General features: G+C 68.8%; 14 protein-coding genes. 7 read left to right on the forward strand and 7 right to left on the reverse strand.

All coding sequences use genetic code 11. The features are described 5' to 3' along the window. Positions 1–57 precede the first annotated feature (57 nt). Together ACSFBL_RS01910 and ACSFBL_RS01915 are read left to right on the forward strand one after the other, a co-directional pair. Positions 58–837, forward strand: a complete 780-nt coding sequence (locus tag ACSFBL_RS01910; protein WP_435514042.1) for an HAD-IA family hydrolase — start codon at positions 58–60, stop codon at positions 835–837. Between the two features lie 18 nt (positions 838–855). After that, positions 856–1,935: a class 1 fructose-bisphosphatase gene (locus ACSFBL_RS01915; RefSeq protein WP_435514043.1), complete on the forward strand. Its 1,080-nt coding sequence runs from the start codon at positions 856–858 to the stop codon at positions 1,933–1,935. 80 nt (positions 1,936–2,015) lie between these two features. Here ACSFBL_RS01915 and ACSFBL_RS01920 read toward each other — a convergent pair whose 3' ends face one another. The 7 genes from ACSFBL_RS01920 to ACSFBL_RS01950 form a co-directional block, all read right to left on the reverse strand. Further along, positions 2,016–2,333: a hypothetical protein gene (locus tag ACSFBL_RS01920; RefSeq protein WP_435514044.1), complete on the reverse strand. Its 318-nt coding sequence runs from the start codon at positions 2,331–2,333 to the stop codon at positions 2,016–2,018. A gap of 10 nt (positions 2,334–2,343) precedes the next feature. Continuing rightward, positions 2,344–2,847, reverse strand: a complete 504-nt coding sequence (locus ACSFBL_RS01925) for a TspO/MBR family protein (protein WP_435514045.1) — start codon at positions 2,845–2,847, stop codon at positions 2,344–2,346. Further along, the gene (locus tag ACSFBL_RS01930; RefSeq protein ID WP_435514046.1) at positions 2,844–4,052 is read right to left on the reverse strand and encodes a geranylgeranyl diphosphate reductase; all 1,209 of its coding nucleotides are present in this window, start codon (positions 4,050–4,052) and stop codon (positions 2,844–2,846) included. The genes ACSFBL_RS01925 and ACSFBL_RS01930 overlap by 4 nt, the downstream gene beginning before the upstream one ends. A gap of 5 nt (positions 4,053–4,057) precedes the next feature. Then, the gene (locus ACSFBL_RS01935; RefSeq protein WP_435514047.1) at positions 4,058–5,398 is read right to left on the reverse strand and encodes a BCD family MFS transporter; all 1,341 of its coding nucleotides are present in this window, start codon (positions 5,396–5,398) and stop codon (positions 4,058–4,060) included. Beyond that, a complete protein-coding gene (gene chlG / locus ACSFBL_RS01940) occupies positions 5,395–6,279 on the reverse strand; it encodes a chlorophyll synthase ChlG (RefSeq protein WP_435514048.1) in 885 nt (294 codons plus the stop codon). Before chlG ends, ACSFBL_RS01935 begins: the two co-directional genes overlap by 4 nt. Positions 6,280–6,361: 82 nt before the next feature. Next, the gene (ppsR, locus tag ACSFBL_RS01945; protein WP_435514049.1) at positions 6,362–7,801 is read right to left on the reverse strand and encodes a transcriptional regulator PpsR; all 1,440 of its coding nucleotides are present in this window, start codon (positions 7,799–7,801) and stop codon (positions 6,362–6,364) included. A gap of 60 nt (positions 7,802–7,861) precedes the next feature. Then, a complete protein-coding gene (locus ACSFBL_RS01950) occupies positions 7,862–8,776 on the reverse strand; it encodes a cobalamin B12-binding domain-containing protein (RefSeq protein WP_435514050.1) in 915 nt (304 codons plus the stop codon). A 393-nt stretch (positions 8,777–9,169) separates the two neighbouring features. On the opposite strand from ACSFBL_RS01950, the gene bchF reads away from it, so the two are divergent. From bchF to bchL, 5 genes are all read left to right on the forward strand, one after another. Further along, positions 9,170–9,679: a 2-vinyl bacteriochlorophyllide hydratase gene (bchF, locus tag ACSFBL_RS01955; protein WP_435514051.1), complete on the forward strand. Its 510-nt coding sequence runs from the start codon at positions 9,170–9,172 to the stop codon at positions 9,677–9,679. A 61-nt stretch (positions 9,680–9,740) separates the two neighbouring features. Then, a complete protein-coding gene (locus ACSFBL_RS01960) occupies positions 9,741–11,063 on the forward strand; it encodes a ferredoxin:protochlorophyllide reductase (ATP-dependent) subunit N (protein ID WP_435514052.1) in 1,323 nt (440 codons plus the stop codon). A gap of 21 nt (positions 11,064–11,084) precedes the next feature. Continuing rightward, a complete protein-coding gene (gene bchB, locus ACSFBL_RS01965) occupies positions 11,085–12,632 on the forward strand; it encodes a ferredoxin:protochlorophyllide reductase (ATP-dependent) subunit B (protein WP_435514053.1) in 1,548 nt (515 codons plus the stop codon). After that, positions 12,604–16,410 (forward strand): magnesium chelatase subunit H, encoded by a 3,807-nt coding sequence (locus ACSFBL_RS01970; protein ID WP_435514054.1) that lies wholly within the window; start codon positions 12,604–12,606, stop codon positions 16,408–16,410. Before bchB ends, ACSFBL_RS01970 begins: the two co-directional genes overlap by 29 nt. Beyond that, positions 16,407–17,330, forward strand: coding sequence for a ferredoxin:protochlorophyllide reductase (ATP-dependent) iron-sulfur ATP-binding protein (gene bchL, locus ACSFBL_RS01975; RefSeq protein ID WP_435514055.1), 924 nt, complete (start codon positions 16,407–16,409; stop codon positions 17,328–17,330). The genes ACSFBL_RS01970 and bchL overlap by 4 nt, the downstream gene beginning before the upstream one ends. The last annotated feature ends 45 nt before the right edge of the window (positions 17,331–17,375 follow it).

Here is a 17,375-nt window from a genome sequence, read left to right on the forward strand (position 1 = left end):
TCGCCTTGGGCCAGACGAACGAACCGGTGGAGATCACCGACGCCGGGAGACATTGACATGAGCGTGGAAGCATTCATCCTCGACGTGGACGGAACCATCGCCGACACGGAGGAGGCGCATCGCGTTGCCTTCAACCTCGCGTTCGAGCACCACGGCGTCGGCTGGCGCTGGCAGCCCTCCGAATACCGGGAACTATTGAAGGTAGCGGGCGGCAAGGAGCGCATCCGCAGCTACATCGACTCGCTGCCGGCGAGCAAGGCTGAGCGGGAGCGGCTGCGCTCGATGGTGAGGGACCTTCACTTCGACAAGACGCGTTTCTACAGCTCGGTGGTCAGAGATGGCGCGGTACCTCTGCGCGCTGGCGTGGCCAGGCTGCTGGACGAGGCGCTCGCAGAAGGCTACAAGCTCGCGATCGCGAGCACCACGACGGCCGTCAATATCGATGCGCTGCTCACGTCCACGCTCGGAGAAAAGGGCCCCGGCATGTTCACCGTGATCGCCTGCGGCGACCAGGTGGCACGCAAGAAGCCCGCGCCCGACATCTATCAGTTGGCGCTGCGCGCCCTGGGCCTTCTGCCCCAGCATGCCATTGCCTTCGAGGATTCCGAGAAGGGCCTGGAGGCTGCACTGGCGGCGGGCCTGTGGACCGTGGTCACGCCCAACTACTGGACCGAGGACAGCGACTTTGCCGGTGCCGGGCTGATCCTGCCCCACCTGGGCGGACCCGATCTTCCGCTGCCTGGAGAACCGGGCCGCCAGCTTTCGGGCGCCGCCTGGCTCACCTGCGACGACGTCGTCCGACTCGCCTCACAGGCGAGCCTGGCCCTGGCCCATTGACAAGCCGCAGCGGCCCCCATGCTGACGACGGGAAAATCCACCCTGACGCAATTCCTGATCGAGGAGCGGCGTCGCGCGCCCGCGGCCACCGGTGAACTCAACGCGCTGATCACCGACGTCTCGCTTGCTTGCAAGGCGATCTCCTGGCGCGTGGCCTACGGCGCCCTCGATCACGGCACCGGGCTCCCGTTGCCGGGCAGCCCGGTGTCCGCCGAGCATCGCGAGCCGATCGACGATCTCTGCAATCAAATCTTCGCGCGCGCCAACGAATGGGGCGGTCATGTCGCAGGCATGCTGTCGCGAAAGTCCGAGGCGCCTTCTCTCCTTCCGCGCGAGTTTCCGCCGGGCAAGTATCTCTTGCTCTTCAATCCGCTGGACGGCTCGGCGAATGCCGACGCCAACGTGACCGTCGGCAGCATCTTCTCGATTGCGCGCGCGACACGACCCGGCGAGGATGCGGACGTCGCGGACTTCCTGCAGCCCGGCATCCGTCAGGTGTGCGCGGGGTACGCGATCTACGGGCCGTCGACCCTTCTGGTGATGACGCTGGGCAACGGGACCCATGCGTTCACGCTGGACCCGATGCTTGGCGAATGGGTGCTGAGCCACCCGAACATGCGCATCCCCCCGACGACCCGGGAGTTCTCCATCGATGCGTCCCACAGCCGCTTCTGGGAACCCGCGGTCAGGCGCTACGTCGACGAATGCCTGGCCGGCGAGCCAGGCCCGCGCGGCACCGACTTCGATATGCGATGGATCGCCTCCCTGGTGGCCGAAACGCACCGCATCCTCATGCGCGGTGGTGTTTTCCTCAGCCCGAACGTCACGAATGGCACCGGCAGCCCAGGGAGCGTGCGCATGCTGTGCGAGGCCCATCCCATCGCATTCCTTGCCGAGCAGGCAGGCGGGCTGGCAAGCAACGGGCGCCAGAGGCTGATGGAACTCCAGCCGCGGACGCTGCATGAAAGCACGGGCCTGGTGTTTGGTTCGTCCGAGGAGGTGGCCCGCATCGAGCGCTACCATCATGAAGACCCTCCCTATCGCAAGGAGTCTCCCCTGTTGGCACCACACCGCGGCGTGCTGGCAAGCGCCGCATGACCGCGCGTCCGGCGGAAGATCAATGTCGGCGCGACGTCCCATCGTCGCGACCGAGCGATGACGTGACCCGCGTCTTCTGATCATGCGGGTGGCGGAGCAGCGCCGACCCTTGCGGACGCGTCGTCGGCCTCACGGCGCCGCCACCGAAGTCCCAAGTCGATGCCGTGCGCGACGCCGGCGCCGAGCAGGAAAAGCGCGACCCAATGCGTGCCCCCGTCGAGCACGACGCAGCGCAGCGCGAGCATCAGGCACAGGCCGGACGCGAGGTTCGGCATGAACTCGATCGGCGCGATGCCGCGACCGGTCAGCAGGCGCCACGCGAGCAGGACGAAGCATTCGAGCAGCGTGACGACGATGACCGCGTCCACGAGCCATGTCATCGACAAGCTGCGGCTCATGACGCTGACCTCATGCGCCGCCGAAGGGCCCATTGAGCCGGACGGTCTGCAGGTTGAGCAGCGCGGCGACCGTCACCCACGCAAGGTACGGCGCGAGCAACCACGCCGCCGCGCGCGAGAAACGCGCCAGCAGCACGATCAGCGCGACGATCGAGAGCCAGAGAAAGGGCACCTCGAACAGCGCCCAATCCGGGCGATGCAGGCGGAAATAGAGCAGGCTCCAGAACACGTTGAGGCAGCCGTTGAGGGAAAACAGCAGCAACATGCGCTCGCGATCGGCACGCGAAGGCGCGTGTCGCCATCCGATGACGCCGGCCGCCGCGGCCAGCGCGAAGATCACCGTCCACACCGGTCCGAAGGCCGAGTCGGGCGGTTTCCATGCCGGCTGACGCAGGCTGCGGTACCAGGGCCCGAGGTCGGTCATCAGGGCGCCGAGGACGGCAACGAACACCGCCGCGCCGGCCGCGACGAGCATCGGCTTCCAGAGGCGCGAACGTCGCGACACCCCGTTCATACACGCGCCATGCCCAGCAGATGCGCCATGTCCTTGAAGAAGATCCGCACATGGGCCATCGGCTTCCTGCGCGTGAGTTCCTTGTTCATGTACGACTCGAAGGTCAGCTGCTGCACATCGCGGTCCTCGCAGATCTTGACGAAGCGCTCGCGCCGCCGATCTGTCGAGTACCAGAACCATTGCATGATGCCCAGCACCCTGAAGACCGTGCCATGCGCCGCCATGAAGCGCTTGCGCACGCGCTTGAGGCAGCGGGCATGGCCGCCCTGGAGCAGTTGTTCGACCGCATCGGCCGCCAACACGCCGCCGACCATCGCGTAGTAGATGCCCTCGCCCGAAGCCGGTGCGACGACACCTGCGGCATCGCCGGCGAGCACGACGTCGCGCCCGTTGTCCCAGCGCCGCAAGGGCTTCATCGGCAGCGGGGCGCCCTCGCGGCGCAGGGTCTCGCAGTCCGCGATCCCCGCTTTCGCGCGAAGGCTGCCGACGGCGCTGCGCAGCGAGAAGCCCTTGTCCGCGCTGCCGGTGCCGACGCTGAGCGTGTCGCCGTGCGGAAAGATCCAGCCGTAGAAATCCGGCGAGACTGCGCCCTGGTAGTAGACGTCGCATCGCGATGCGTCGTAGCCGGGGGGCTTCGACGCGGGGGCCTTGAGGATCTCGTGGTAGGCGAAGACGTAGCGCGTGGCCTTCCCGCCCGGAATCGCTTGCGCCGCCACGCGCGAGCGTGCGCCGTCGGCGCCGATGATGCTGCGCGCGCGGACGCAGGCCGCTTCCGGTGCACCATGGCGGCCACCGCTGCGCGCAAGGTAGTGCACGACGGCCACGCCGTCCGCGTCCCGCGACAGCCGCTCGAAGCTGCCGCTGCGACGCACGGCCCCGCTGCCCGCCGCGCGTTGCCGCAGCCATTCGTCGAAGCGCTCGCGATCGACCATGCCGACGAAGCCATCGTCGATCGGAATGTCGACGCGCTTGTCGCTCGGCGCCACCATGCGCGCGCATCTCGCCCTGGCCACGATCAGTTCCTCGGGAATCGCGAAGTCCTTGACGAGGCGCGGCGGAATCGCACCGCCGCAGGGCTTGGCGCGGCCGGCGCGGTCGAGGAGCAGCACGGATCGTCCGCGCGCGGCAAGGTCCCGGGCCGCGGTCGCACCGGCCGGGCCGCCGCCGATCACGACCACGTCGAAGATTTCAGGCGATGAAGGCATGGTGCTCACCTCGCTTCGGCACCGGCGACACCGGCGTTCAGGGGATCGGCGCGCGCAGGTCCTGCGATGCGGCTTGTGCCCGCAGCCAGCCACGCCGCCGCGACGAACAAGCCCGCTTCGCAGCCGAAGACCACCGCATAGGCCAGGTCGGATGAGCCGATCAGCGCATGCGAGAGATCGCTCGCCGCCGTCCCGACCAGACCCCCGAGTCCGAAGGCCGTGGCCTGGGCGGCGCCCCACAGCCCCATCCGCACGCCCTCGCGCGCCTGGCTGCCCTCGCCCGCGAGCTTCATCATCGATGCGATGGCCGCGATCGAGAACGCGCCGTTCGCCACGCCGAGCGCGAAAACGTTGGCCTTGAAGGGCCACTGCGGCCCGATCAGGCCGGCCGCGACCAGGCCCAGCAAGGCCAGTGTGGAAGCCAGGCAACCGCCGACCTGCCAGGCCCGCAGCGTGCCGAAGCGCCGGCCGCCAGCACCACGTCCGGCGGCTGCAGCCAGCAGCATGCCGAGCAGGACGCCGCCGTGCTGCGTGCCGGACAGCCGGGTCGACTCGCCCGGCGTGAACCCGAGCACCGATCCTGCGAAGGGTTCGAGGATAAGGTCCTGCGCGCTGTACGCCACCATCGAGACGAAGACGAAGATCGTGAAGCGGCGCGCGGTCGGCTCCGCCCACACCTGCCGGAGTGCCTCCCGGAACGGAACCTTCGCCGCACGCGCGGACGGCTGCGCCTCGGACGGCGCCTGCGCCGTCGCACGCTCCAACCCACGCATCGCCACGCAGGTGATGGCGAGCGCGAGCATCGAGACACCCGATGTCACGGCGACGAGGCGCGCCGGCGAATAGGGATCGAGCAGCGTGCCCGCGAGCCCGGAGGTCACGGCAAATCCCGCGATCATCATCAGCCACACCACGGTCGCCGCGGACGCGCGCTGCGAGGCCTCCACGCGCTGGGCCAGCAGCACCAGCAGCGAGGTGCCGCTGGCGCTCACGCCCAGGCCGACCAGCGCAAAGGCAATCACCGCGGCGGCCATGCCGGCCGCGGGATGAACACCCATCCATGCCGTGGCCAGTGACGCACCCACACCCCCTGCGGCAAGCACGGCCATGCCACCGACGATCCACGGCGTGCGCCGCCGCCCCATGTCCGAACCATGCCCCATGCGCGGGCGCGCCACCTGCACGAGGTAATGAAGGCCGACCAGCACGCCCGGCAGCAGCGCGGGCAAGGCGAGTTCGACGACCATGATCCGGTTCAGCGTCGAGGTGGTGAGGACCACCACCGCACCGAGCGAGGCCTGCACCAGCCCGAGGCGCAGGATGTCCGGCCACCCGAAGCGCTTCATGCCACTCCTCCGCCGCTGCGCAATGCAAAGGCGCTGATCATCATCCCGCTCACGAACACGGGCACGCCGAAGCCGCTGTACCAGATCGCCCGCTGGCTCACGCTTTCGAGGAAGCGGTCCATGAGCACGAGCTGGAGCACCACCAGAAGCGCCACCGCGACCGCATGGCCCGGCCGGTCCCAGTGCACGAGCAGCAGCACCACCACCCACTGCGGCACCACCATGAACCAGCAGGCGACGCGCCCCGCCCTCTGCACGCCGAGCTGGACCGGCAGCGAGCGCACGCCCATGCGGCGGTCGCCCTCGACGGCCTTGAAGTCGTTCAGCGTCATGATGCCGTGCGCGCCGATGCTGTAGAGCGCCGCGAGCAAAAGCGAGCGGCCGCCGGGCATTGCACCTCCCGCCATGACCGCGGCGCCCGTTGCCCAGGCCAAGCCCTCGTAGCACAGCCCGCAGGCGGCATTGCCCCACCAGCCGTTCTGCTTGAGCCGCATCGGCGGCGCGCTGTACGCCCATGCCAGCAGCAGGCCCGCGATCGCGGCACCGAAGGCCCACGGCCCGAGGACGAGCGCCCAGGCGAGCGAGATCAGGGTCCACGCCAGGGCGACGTACAGGCCCCAGCGGCCCGGCATGCGCCCCGAAGGGATCGGCCGCTGCGGCTCGTTGATGGCGTCCACATGCCGGTCGAACCAGTCGTTCGCCGCCTGGCTGCTCGCGCATACCAGGGGGCCGGCCAGCACGATGCCGGCGAGGGCCAGTGCCCAGTTCTCGCGCACCCCGACGCCCGAAGCCACGACGCCACAGGCGAACGCCCACATGGGCGGGAACCAGGTGATCGGCTTGAGAAGCTCGGCGACCGCTGACAAGGCTGGGCGTGCCATGTCCACCAGTGTGTCTCGTGACACACTGGACTGTCAATTACGATTTACACTTCAGGCGGGGCCGGCAGCGGCCGCGCGCCCTCTACTGCTTCTCGCCCTCGGTCGCGACTTCGCCGAGGCCGTACCGACGCAGCTTGACGTAGAGGCTCTGCCGGGACATGCCCAGCATCTCCGCCGCCGCAGCGCGGTTGTCGCGCGTGAGGTCGAGCGCGGCCTCGATGCAGAGTTGCTCGATCAGGTCGGTGGTCTCGCCCACGATGTCCTTCATCGGCACCCGTCCGACCAGTTCCGAGAGTTGTCCCGCCGAACGCGGCAGCTCCCTGGCCGTGCGCAAGTCGGTGCCCTGGCGCCGGCTCACGTCGCGGATGGTGAAGCCGAGGTACGCCTCGTCGTCGTCCCGCACCAGCGCCGCGGAAATCTCGACATCCGTGACCAGCCCGTGCTCGCATCGCAGGCTGGTCGGAAAGAGGCGCAGCGAGCCACGCTGCCGCAGCGTCGAGATGAGCACACTCAACTCCACGCCGGTACGGCCGACCCAGCGCCCGAGCGATTCGCCGCGCACCTGGTCCTCGTTGGCGAGCTGCACCAGTTCCACGAAGGCGTCGTTCGCCGAAATGATCTGGCCGTTGATGTCGGTCACGACCACGCAATCCGGCGCGTTCTGCACGAGCTTGAGCAGCACCGCATTCGCATTGGCGCGATCGGGGGAGACCGAGCCGGTCGCCACCCGCGACAGGCGCACGACCAGCAGCACGCCGTTCTCCTGCCGGAACACGGAGCCCGACACCGTCACCTCCCCGCCGCCGTCGGCGACATGCGCGCGAATGTCGTCAGCACGGCCCGCCGAGCGCAGGCCCGCCAGCATCGACTGCACGGCGCCGGCGCTGCGCGCGTCCAGCCCGATCGGGAAGGTCGCGCCGACCAGCTTGCGCACGTTGTCGCCGAACAGTTGCACCGAGGCGGGATTGGCTTCGACGATCTTCTGGGTGGCTGCATCGATGATCAGCACGGCATCGGAGACCGCCTGGAACAGTTGCCGGTAGCGGGATTGCGCGTCCCGCAGCTTCCACTGGTCGTGCAGGGATTCCTGCTGGGCATTGACCACGCTCTGCTGCAGCGCGGTCATGCCGCGCAAGTCGCGACTGAACACCACCATGCGGCCCACGGTGCGGTAGCGCGCGCTGCCGCGCAGCTTGACGGCCGCGCTGGCCAGCGGCAGGTCGTGGCCCTTGCCGGTGCGATGGCTGAGCTGGCGCCACGCGAGCGCGCCCTGCTCCTCGGCGTCGCGCAGCAGCGCTTCGGCCTTCGCGCGGGATTCCTTGGGGACGGTCTGGAGCCAGGGTTTGCCGATCCAGTCCTCGAAGCCCTCCTTGTCGAGGCCGGAACCGCCGAGCGCCAGGTCACGGACCACACCGTCCGCATCCAGTACCAGGACGACATCCGCCGCGGCGGCGATCAGTTGGCCGACTGCGCCGGCATCCAAATCATTCAGGTGCTTGGCGGGGGCCGCAAAACTCTTCATGGCCGCAAAGCAGTTCTCGCATGGTTGATCAAGGATGGCCTTCTGGTTTTTGCTCTTCGTTCAATGGCTTTGGGCGCGCAGTGCCATCAGCCGGTCGGCATGGGCGGGTGCCTGCTTTCCGTCGAGCCCGCTGGCATCGGCGCCGACGAACTTTACACGCTCGGGATGGCCCGCAAAAATCGGGCCGCCGACGAGCACGCCGATGCGTTTGTTGCGCGAGGCGCCGCGCACTTCGCGGACGCAACCGCGCAGGCTGTCGAGCCGGGACTCGCTGCCGGCCGACAGCCCCAGGATGTCGAACCACTCGGTTCGCACGATGTCGACGGCGTCCAGCTGCGACGAGGCACCGCCGCATTCCACGTCCCAGCCCGCATGGTGGAAGAACTCGGCAACCATCGACAGCCCGAAGGTCTGCTGCTCGCCGCGAGCGGGCACCAGGAGCACCCGCCTGGCGTTGCCGCGATACCGCCGCTCGCCGGCCATGCCGGGGCTCAACTCGTGGGTCAGCCGCTGCAGGTGCGCCAGGCCCAGCGTGACCTGGGTGAATTCGCAGAGATCCTGCGTCCAGAGATAGTTCAGGTGCTGCGCCGCCGGCGCCAGGAGATCGAGGTAGATCGTCTCGACCGAGACGCCGTTCTGCACCAGCAGTTCGATGAAGGCCTGCGCAGGCACGTGCTCGCGCGCGAGGACCAGCTGCACGAATTTCTCGACGTCCCGCGCCGTGGGTGGCGCCAAGGCGCCCTCGTCCGGGGCCGGCGCCGCGGGAACGGCGCGATGCACCTTGACGAGCCGCGGGATGATGTCGTTTTCCAAAGTCCGGGTCAGCCGGTTCTGCCGGTCCTCGGCTGCGATTCGGTCGTTCGGCGCGTGGTTCCAGTCGGCCGTCGCCGGCTGCGTCGGAGCCCATGCGCCAGACCCCGAGGCCTGCTGGTTCGAACCATCGATACCTAACGCTTCGCGCGCCAATCGTGGCATGGCATGTCTCCTCTCAGGGCTGTCTCTTCGAGTGCCTGGTCTTGCCGCGGGAGCCGGCTTGTTCGCCGTGTGGGGCGGCTGCGCATCATGACGCACGAAACCTGCGCTGTCGACCCGGGATTCTTCCGGCTGGACCTGCACAGTGCCGAGGCGTCCGGCGGGATCCTTGTGCCTGGAGAAGGGGAGCACGTTGCACGGCCCCGGCGCATCGCGCCGGGTACTGGTGTCCCGGGCCGGACGGGCGGCTGAGTCGTGCGGGTCCTGCATGGCTACGAAAGGATGAGTCGACGATCACGGATCGGGCGGAATGATCTTCTCGTGTCGGCCGACTGTCAATTTTTATTTACGTCCACTTCAGTTGACACTTTGTCTGCGACGCTCTAGATTGGCGCCATGAGCAGTACGCCCCTCAGCAGATTCGGCGAACGGAGTACCGGGCGGTCGCACGCTGCCAAGCCGCTCTATACCCCTGCGCAACGGCTGCGCCGCGACGCCTCGGGATGGACGCTGGTGCAGGGCGTGCTGGCGCCGGTCCAGTTCCTGATCTTCGCGGTGAGCCTGGTGCTGGTGCTGCGCTTCCTCATCACGGGCGACGGTCACATCGCGGCAGTGAGCTCGGTGGTCGTGAAGACGCTGGCCCTCTACGCGATCATGCTCACCGGCTGCCTCTGGGAAAAGGCGGTGTTCGGCCAGTACCTCTTTGCGCCGGCCTTCTACTGGGAGGACGTTTTCAGCATGCTGGTGCTGGCGCTGCACACCGCCTACCTCGTGGCCCTCGGCACCGGCGCGCTGGCGGATCGCGCGCTGATGTACCTGGCGCTCGCGGCCTATGCGAGCTACGTCGTCAACGCGACGCAGTTCCTGCTGAAGTTGCGCGCCGCCAGGCTGGGAGCGGCCGCATGAGCCCCCGCCCGGCCGCTCCGAAGGTGGCTCGCACCGCAGCACGACGCGCGGAGGTTGCCTTATGAGCGATCGGGCCCTGCCCGCGCACGGCCGCGGGACCGGCGTGATTCCCATCCGCGAGGCTGCGGACCCGGGCTGCAGCGACGCACCGGTGCTGCGCGAACGGGGCCAGCGCGAAGTGTTCTGTGGTCTCACCGGCATCATCTGGCTTCACCGCAAGGTGCAGGATGCGTTCTTCCTGGTGGTCGGTTCGCGAACCTGCGCGCACCTGATCCAGTCGGCGGCCGGCGTGATGATCTTCGCGGAACCGCGCTTCGCCACCGCAATCATCGACGAGCGCGATCTCGCGGGCCTGGCCGACGTCAATGCGGAACTCGACCGCGTCGTGGCGCGGCTGCTCGACCGCCGGCCCGACATCCGGATGCTGTTCCTCGTGGGCTCCTGCCCTTCCGAAGTGATCAAGCTCGACCTGTCGCGGGCCGCCGCGCGGCTGTCGGCCAGCTTTGCGCCGCGCGTGCGGGTACTGAGCTACTCCGGGAGCGGCATCGAGACGACTTTCACGCAGGGCGAGGATGCCTGCCTCGCATCGCTGGTGCCCGCGTTGCCCGCCGAGGGCGCGCAGCCCGTGCCGTCGCTGCTGGTGGTGGGCACGCTGGCCGACGTGGTGGAGGACCAGGTGGCGCGCCTCTTCGAGCAACTGGGCGTGGGGCCCGTGCGATTCCTGCCGCCGCGTCGTGCGGATGCGCTGCCCTGCGTGGGACCGAACACGCGCTTCCTCCTCGCGCAGCCCTTCCTGGCCGATACCGCCCGCAGGTTGGAGGACCGCGGTGCGGTCCGGCTGCCTGCGCTCTTCCCTCTGGGCGTGGAAGGCACGACGCAGTGGCTGCGTGCGGCGGCCGATGCCTTCGGCGTCACGCCTGCCCGTTTCGCGCAGGTGACGGCGCCTGCGCGCAAACGCGCGACACAGGCGCTGGCGCGGCATCGCAGCCAGCTTTGCGGCAAGCGGGTGTTCTTCTTTCCGGACTCGCAACTCGAAGTCCCCATCGCACGCTTCCTCGCACGCGAACTGGGCATGACGCTCGCCGAGGTCGGCTCGCCTTACCTCCACCGCCAGCACCTGGCGCAGGAACTGGCCCTGCTTCCATCCGGCACCCTCCTGTCCGAAGGGCAGCATGTGGATCGCCAGCTCGATCGATGCCGGGAGATGCAGCCCGACATCGTCGTCTGCGGACTCGGGCTGGCCAATCCGCTCGAAGCCGAAGGCATCACGACGAAATGGTCGATCGAGCTGGTGTTCACACCCATCCAGGGCTACGAGCAGGCCGCCGACCTGGCCGAGCTGTTCGTCCGGCCGCTGCTTCGACGCCTGCGACTGGCGGCCTAAACGTCACCGCAAGAGGCCGCCATGCAACTCACCCTCTGGACGTACGAAGGCCCGCCGCATGTCGGTGCGATGCGCATCGCCACTTCCATGACGGACGTGCACTACGTGCTGCACGCGCCGCAGGGCGACACCTATGCCGACCTGCTGTTCACGATGATCGAAAGGCTCCCGCGGCGCCCGCCCGTGACCTACACCACCTTCCAGGCGCGCGATCTCGGCGGCGATACGGCCGAGCTCTTCAAGGTGGCCGCGCGGGACGCCTTCGAGCGCTTCAGGCCGCGGGCGATGATGGTCGGCGCATCCTGCACCGCCGAGCTGATCCAGGACGACCCTGGCGGCCTCGCGCGGGCGCTGGGCCTGCCGGTTCCGGTTGTCGCGCTGGAACTGCCCTCCTACCAGCGCAAGGAGAACTGGGGCGCCTCCGAGACCTTCTACCAGATGGTGCGCGCCCTGGCCGGCCCTTGCGTGCCCGCGCCGGGGACGCCCCGCAGCCCGCGCGCCCCGAAAGAGCCCGCGAGCTGCAACATCCTCGGCCCGACGGCGCTCGGCTTTCGGCACCGCGACGATGTCGACGAGATTCGCCACCTGCTGGCCTCGCTCGGCATTGCCGTCCGCGTGGTCGCGCCGCTGGGCGCCTCATCCGAGGATCTGGCCCATCTTGGCGAGGCGGACTTCAATGTCGTTCTCTATCCCGAGATCGCGGCCGTCGCGGCCCGATGGCTGGAGCGCAGCTTCGGCCAGCCTTGGACGCACACCGTCCCCATCGGCGCGGCAGCCACGCGCGACTTCATCACCGAGGCGGCAGGGCTTGCGGGCATCGACGCGCCGCAGGCGCTCGCCGATGCGCAGTCACGCTCGCGCTGGTACGCGCGCTCCGTGGACTCGACCTACCTCACGGGCAAGCGCGTCTTCATCTTCGGCGATGCCACGCACGCGGTGGCCGCGGCGCGTGTCGCATCGACCGAACTCGGTTTCACCGTGGTGGGCCTGGGCACCTACAGCCGCGAGTTCGCGCGCGAACTGCGGGAGGCGGCCGCGCTCTATGGCATTGCGCCGCTGATCAGCGACGACTACCTCGAGATCGAGGCCGCCATCGCGGAGCTGCAGCCGGAGCTCGTGCTCGGCACGCAGATGGAGCGCCACATCGCTAAGCGCCTGGGCCTGCCCTGCGCCGTCATCTCGGCCCCCGCCCACGTACAGGACTACCCGGCGCGCTTTTCCCCGCAGATGGGATTCGAAGGCGCCAACGTGCTCTTCGACACCTGGGTCCATCCGCTCATGATGGGCCTGGAGGAACACCTGATCGGCATGTTCAGGGGCGACCCGGAGTTCCACGAGGACGCCGCTCCCTCGCATCTCGGCGGCGCGACGACGCCGCGGGCGACGCCCGACGCATCGCCCATCGTCGTGTCGGCCTGGGCGACCGAGGCCGAGCGGGAGTTGCACAAGGTCCCGTTCTTCGTGCGCGGAAAGGCGCGCCGCAACACCGAGCGCTACGCGCAGGACCACGGCGTGTCGCTGATCACCCTCGAGACGCTTTATGACGCCAAAGCCCACTTCAGCCGTTGAACGCAGCGACCGTCGCTGCGCCGTCCGCGTGGTCATCGTCACGATGGACAGCCACCTGGCGAGTGCCACCGAACGCGCCCACCGCACCGTGGCCAAGACGTTCCCGGGGCTCCAGCTCAGCGTGCACGCGGCGGCCGAGTGGGGCGATGACCCGCAGGCCCTTGCGCGATGCCTCGACGACATCGCGCGCGGCGACATCGTCATTGCGACCATGCTCTTCATGGAAGACCACTTCCAGCCTGTGCTCGCAGCGCTGCGCGCACGGCGCGCGCACTGCGACGCGATGGTCTGCGCGATGTCGGCTTCCGAGGTGACCGGCCTGACGCGCATGGGCAGGTTCGACATGGCGGCCCCGACCACCGGCCCCCTGGCCTTTCTCAAGCGCCTGCGCGGCAAGCCCGCGGACGGGGCCGATGCCGGTGCACGCACCACGGCCGGTGCGCGACAGATGCGGACCCTGCGCCGACTGCCGAAGATCCTGCGCTTCGTTCCCGGCACGGCGCAGGACGTGAGGGCCTATTTCCTGACCCTGCAGTACTGGCTGGCGGGCTCCGAGGACAACATCGCCCACATGGTCCATTTCCTCGTGGACCGCTATGCCGACGGACCGCGCCGCGTGCTGCGCGGCGTCGCCAGGACCTGCGAGCCCGTGGAGTATCCGGAGGTCGGTGTCTACCACCCGCGCATGAAACGACGCATGGCCTGCAGCGCCGACGCCCTGCCGAAGGTCGCGCTCAGCGGTCAGCGCGGCACGGTGGGGCTGCTGCTGATGCGCTCGTACCTGCTGGCGGGCAACACCGCGCACTACGACGGCGTCATCACGGCGATGGAAGCAAGGGGCCTGCGCGTGATCCCGGCCTTCGCCACCGGCCTCGATGCGCGCCCCGCCGTCGAAGCCTTCTTCCTGCGCGACGGACGGCCCGCGATCGACGCCATGGTGTCGCTCACCGGGTTCTCGCTCGTCGGCGGGCCGGCCTACAACGACGCCAAGGCGGCCGAGGACATCCTCGCGAAGCTCGATGTGCCCTACCTGGCCGTCACGCCCGTGGAGTTCCAGACGCTCGATCAATGGGGCGGCTCATCGCGCGGCCTGCTGCCGGTCGAAGCGACCATGATGATCGCGATCCCGGAACTCGATGGCGCCACCGGCCCGATGGTGTTCGGCGGCCGTGGGAGCGGTTCGCACATCGCCTGCACGGGCTGCGCGCATGCCTGCACCTTCCAGAACGAGGCTGGCGTGCACGACATGCACAGCTGCATCGAGCGTGCCGACGCGCTGGCCGCACGCGTGGGCATGCTGGCGGATCTCCGGCGTGCGAGTCGCGCGCAGCGAAAGATCGCGGCGGTGATCTTCAATTTCCCGCCCAACGCCGGAAACACAGGCACCGCGGCCTACCTCTCGGTGTTCGAGTCGCTCTTCAACACCATGAAGGCGATGCAGCGCGAGGGCTATGCCATCGAGTTGCCCGCCGATGTCGATGCCCTGCGCGAGCGCCTGATCGTTGGCAATGCGGCCCGCTTCGGCGCGATGGCCAACGTGCACGCGCGCATCGCCACCGACGAGCACGTGCGGCGCGAGCGGTACCTCAGGGAGATCGAGGCGCAGTGGGGCCCGGCGCCCGGGCGGCAGCAGAGCGACGGCGGCCACCTGTTCGTGCTGGGGGCACGTTTCGGCAACCTGTTCGTCGGCATCCAGCCGGCCTTCGGCTACGAAGGCGACCCGATGCGCCTGCTGTTCGAGAAGGGCTTCGCGCCCACGCACGCCTTCTCGGCCTTCTACCGATGGATCCGGGAGGATTTCGGCGCGCATGCGGTGCTGCATTTCGGCACACACGGCGCGCTGGAGTTCATGCCGGGCAAGCAGAACGGCATGGGGGCGCGCTGCTGGCCCGACCGGCTCATCGCCGACCTGCCGAACTTCTATCTCTACGCGTCGAACAATCCGTCCGAGGGCGCCATCGCCAAGCGGCGTGCGGCGGCCACGCTGATCAGCTACCTCACGCCGCCGGTCGCGCAGGCCGGGCTCTACAAGGGCCTGGTCGACCTGAAGGAGACGCTCGCGCGCTACCGGGGTCTGGAACCGACGGCGCTGAGCGAAGGCGAAGAGCTGTCGCAGATGATCCAGGCCCAGGCGTCGGTGCTCGACCTTGCGTCGCCGGAACCCCCGTGGGGCAAGGAAGCGCCGATGCGCATCGCGGCGTTGAGCGGCGCGGTGCTCGAGCTCGAATACACGCTGATCCCCTTCGGTCTCCACGTGGTGGGCGAAGCTCCCACCGAGGCGCAGCGCGTCGATCTGCTCGCCTCGCTGGCCGAAGCCTCCCACGGCGCTCGGTTGCCGCGCACGATGGTCGAGCGGCTGGCGGCCGGCCTCACGCCCGAGCGGGCGTTGGAAGGGCATGACGCCGTATCGCCCGCCGAGACGCTGGCCGTGCTGCGCGAGCTCGCCAGGGTCGCGCCCCTGCTCGCCGCCGACAGCGAGATCGACGGCATCCTGCGCGCGCTCGACGGCAGGTTCGTGCGCCCGGCCCCCGGCGGCGACCTCCTGCGGACGCCGGCCATCCTGCCAACCGGACGAAACCTGCACGGCTTCGACCCCTTCCGCATTCCGAGCGCCTATGCGCTCAAGGACGGTGCTCGCCAGGCAGAGCGCCTGTTGCAACGGCACATGGCGGACGGGCATGCGCTTCCCGAGTCGATCGCCCTGGTCCTCTGGGGCAGCGACAACCTGAAGAGCGAAGGCGGACCGATCGGGCAGGCGCTCGCGCTGATGGGCGCGCGGCCGCGCTTCGACGGCTATGGCCGCCTTGCGGGCGCGGAACTGATTCCGCTGACAGAACTCGCGCGCCCGAGGATCGACGTGGTGATCACGCTGTCGGGCATCTTCCGCGACCTGTTGCCGCTTCAGATCAAGCTGCTGGCCGAAGCGGCGTTCCTTGCGGCGAGCGCCGACGAGCCCCTGGAACAGAATTCGATCCGGCGCCATGCCCTGGAGTACCAGGTCGCGCACGGCAGCGACCTCGAGACCGCTTCGCTGCGCGTGTTCGGCAATGCCGAAGGTGCCTACGGCGCCAACGTCAACAACCTCGTCGACAGCAGCCGCTGGGACGACGGCGACGAGATCGCGGAGACCTACACGCGCCGCAAGGGATTCGCCTACGGCCGCGCGGGCCGACCGCTGCAGCGCACTGAACTGCTGCAGAGCGTGCTCGCGGGGGTGGAGCTGGCCTACCAGAACCTCGACTCCGTAGAGTTGGGCGTAACCACCATCGACACCTACTTCGACACCCTGGGCGGCATCAGCCGGGCCATCCGCCGTGCCAAGGGCCCGGACGCCAGCGTCGCGCCGGTCTACATCGGCGACCAGACGCTCGACGGCGGCGGCGGCACGGTGCGCACGCTCGCCGAACAGGTGGCGCTGGAGACGCGCACGCGCACGCTCAATCCGAAGTGGTACGAGGGCATGCTCCAGCACGGCTACGAAGGCGTGCGTCAGATCGAAGTGCACGTGACCAACACGATGGGCTGGTCGGCCACCACGAGCCAGGTCCAGCCCTGGGTGTACCAGCGCCTGAGCGAGACCTTCGTTCTCGACCCTGCCATGCGCGAACGCCTTGCGACGCTCAATCCCACCGCATCGGCACGCGTCGCCAGCCGGTTGCTCGAAGCCTCCGACAGGCAATTCTGGAAACCGGACGCCACCATGCTGGACGCGCTGCGGCGCGCCGGCGAGGAACTCGAGGACCGACTCGAAGGCATCTGCGAAGGAGCCGCCGCATGACCACCGTGACCGTGCCCTTCCCGGACATCAAGCGCCCCGGGCCGCGCCCGGCCGCGCGCACCGACGGCGAGGGCAGCGTACAGGTCCAGCTCGACCCCGCGCTGAAGATCGGCAACGCCAAGGTCTTCGCCATCTATGGCAAGGGCGGCATCGGCAAGAGCACGACCTCCAGCAACCTCTCGGTCGCTTTCTCGAAGCTGGGAAAGCGCGTGCTGCAGATCGGCTGCGACCCCAAGCACGACTCGACCTTCACCCTCACCAAGAAGCTGATGCCCACCGTGATCGACGTGCTGGAGACGGTGGACTTTCACGCCGAGGAACTGCGGGTGGAGGACTTCGTCTTCCCCGGCTACAACGGCGTCCTGTGCGTCGAGGCCGGCGGGCCGCCCGCGGGGACCGGCTGCGGCGGCTACGTGGTCGGGCAGACCGTGAAGCTGCTGAAGGAGCACCACCTGCTCGACGAAACCGACGTGGTGATCTTCGACGTGCTGGGCGACGTGGTCTGCGGCGGCTTCGCAGCGCCGCTGCAGCATGCGGACCGTGCGTTGATCGTCACGGCCAACGACTTCGACTCGATCTTCGCGATGAACCGCATCGTGCAGGCCATCGGCGCGAAGTCCAAGAACTACGCCGTGCGCCTCGGCGGCGTGATCGCCAACCGCAGCCGCGAGACCGACCAGATCGACCGCTTCAACGAGCGGATCGGCCTGCGGCTGATGGCCCACTTCCCCGACCTCGACGTGATCCGCCGCAGCCGGCTGAAGAAGTCGACCTTGTTCGAGATGGAACCCTCGCCCGAGTTGGAGGCGGTCCAGAACGAATACATGCGCCTTGCCGCCGCCTTGTGGCTCGGCGCCGAACCACTGCAAGCGGTCGCCATGAAGGACCGCGACATCTTCGACCTTCTGGGTTTCGACTGAGATGGAACACACCCCCGAAGCGCCTGCGATGCCTCCTCCTCGAGG

The organism is Variovorax glacialis (assembly GCF_051216375.1).
Classification (GTDB): Bacteria; Pseudomonadota; Gammaproteobacteria; order Burkholderiales; family Burkholderiaceae_C; genus Variovorax.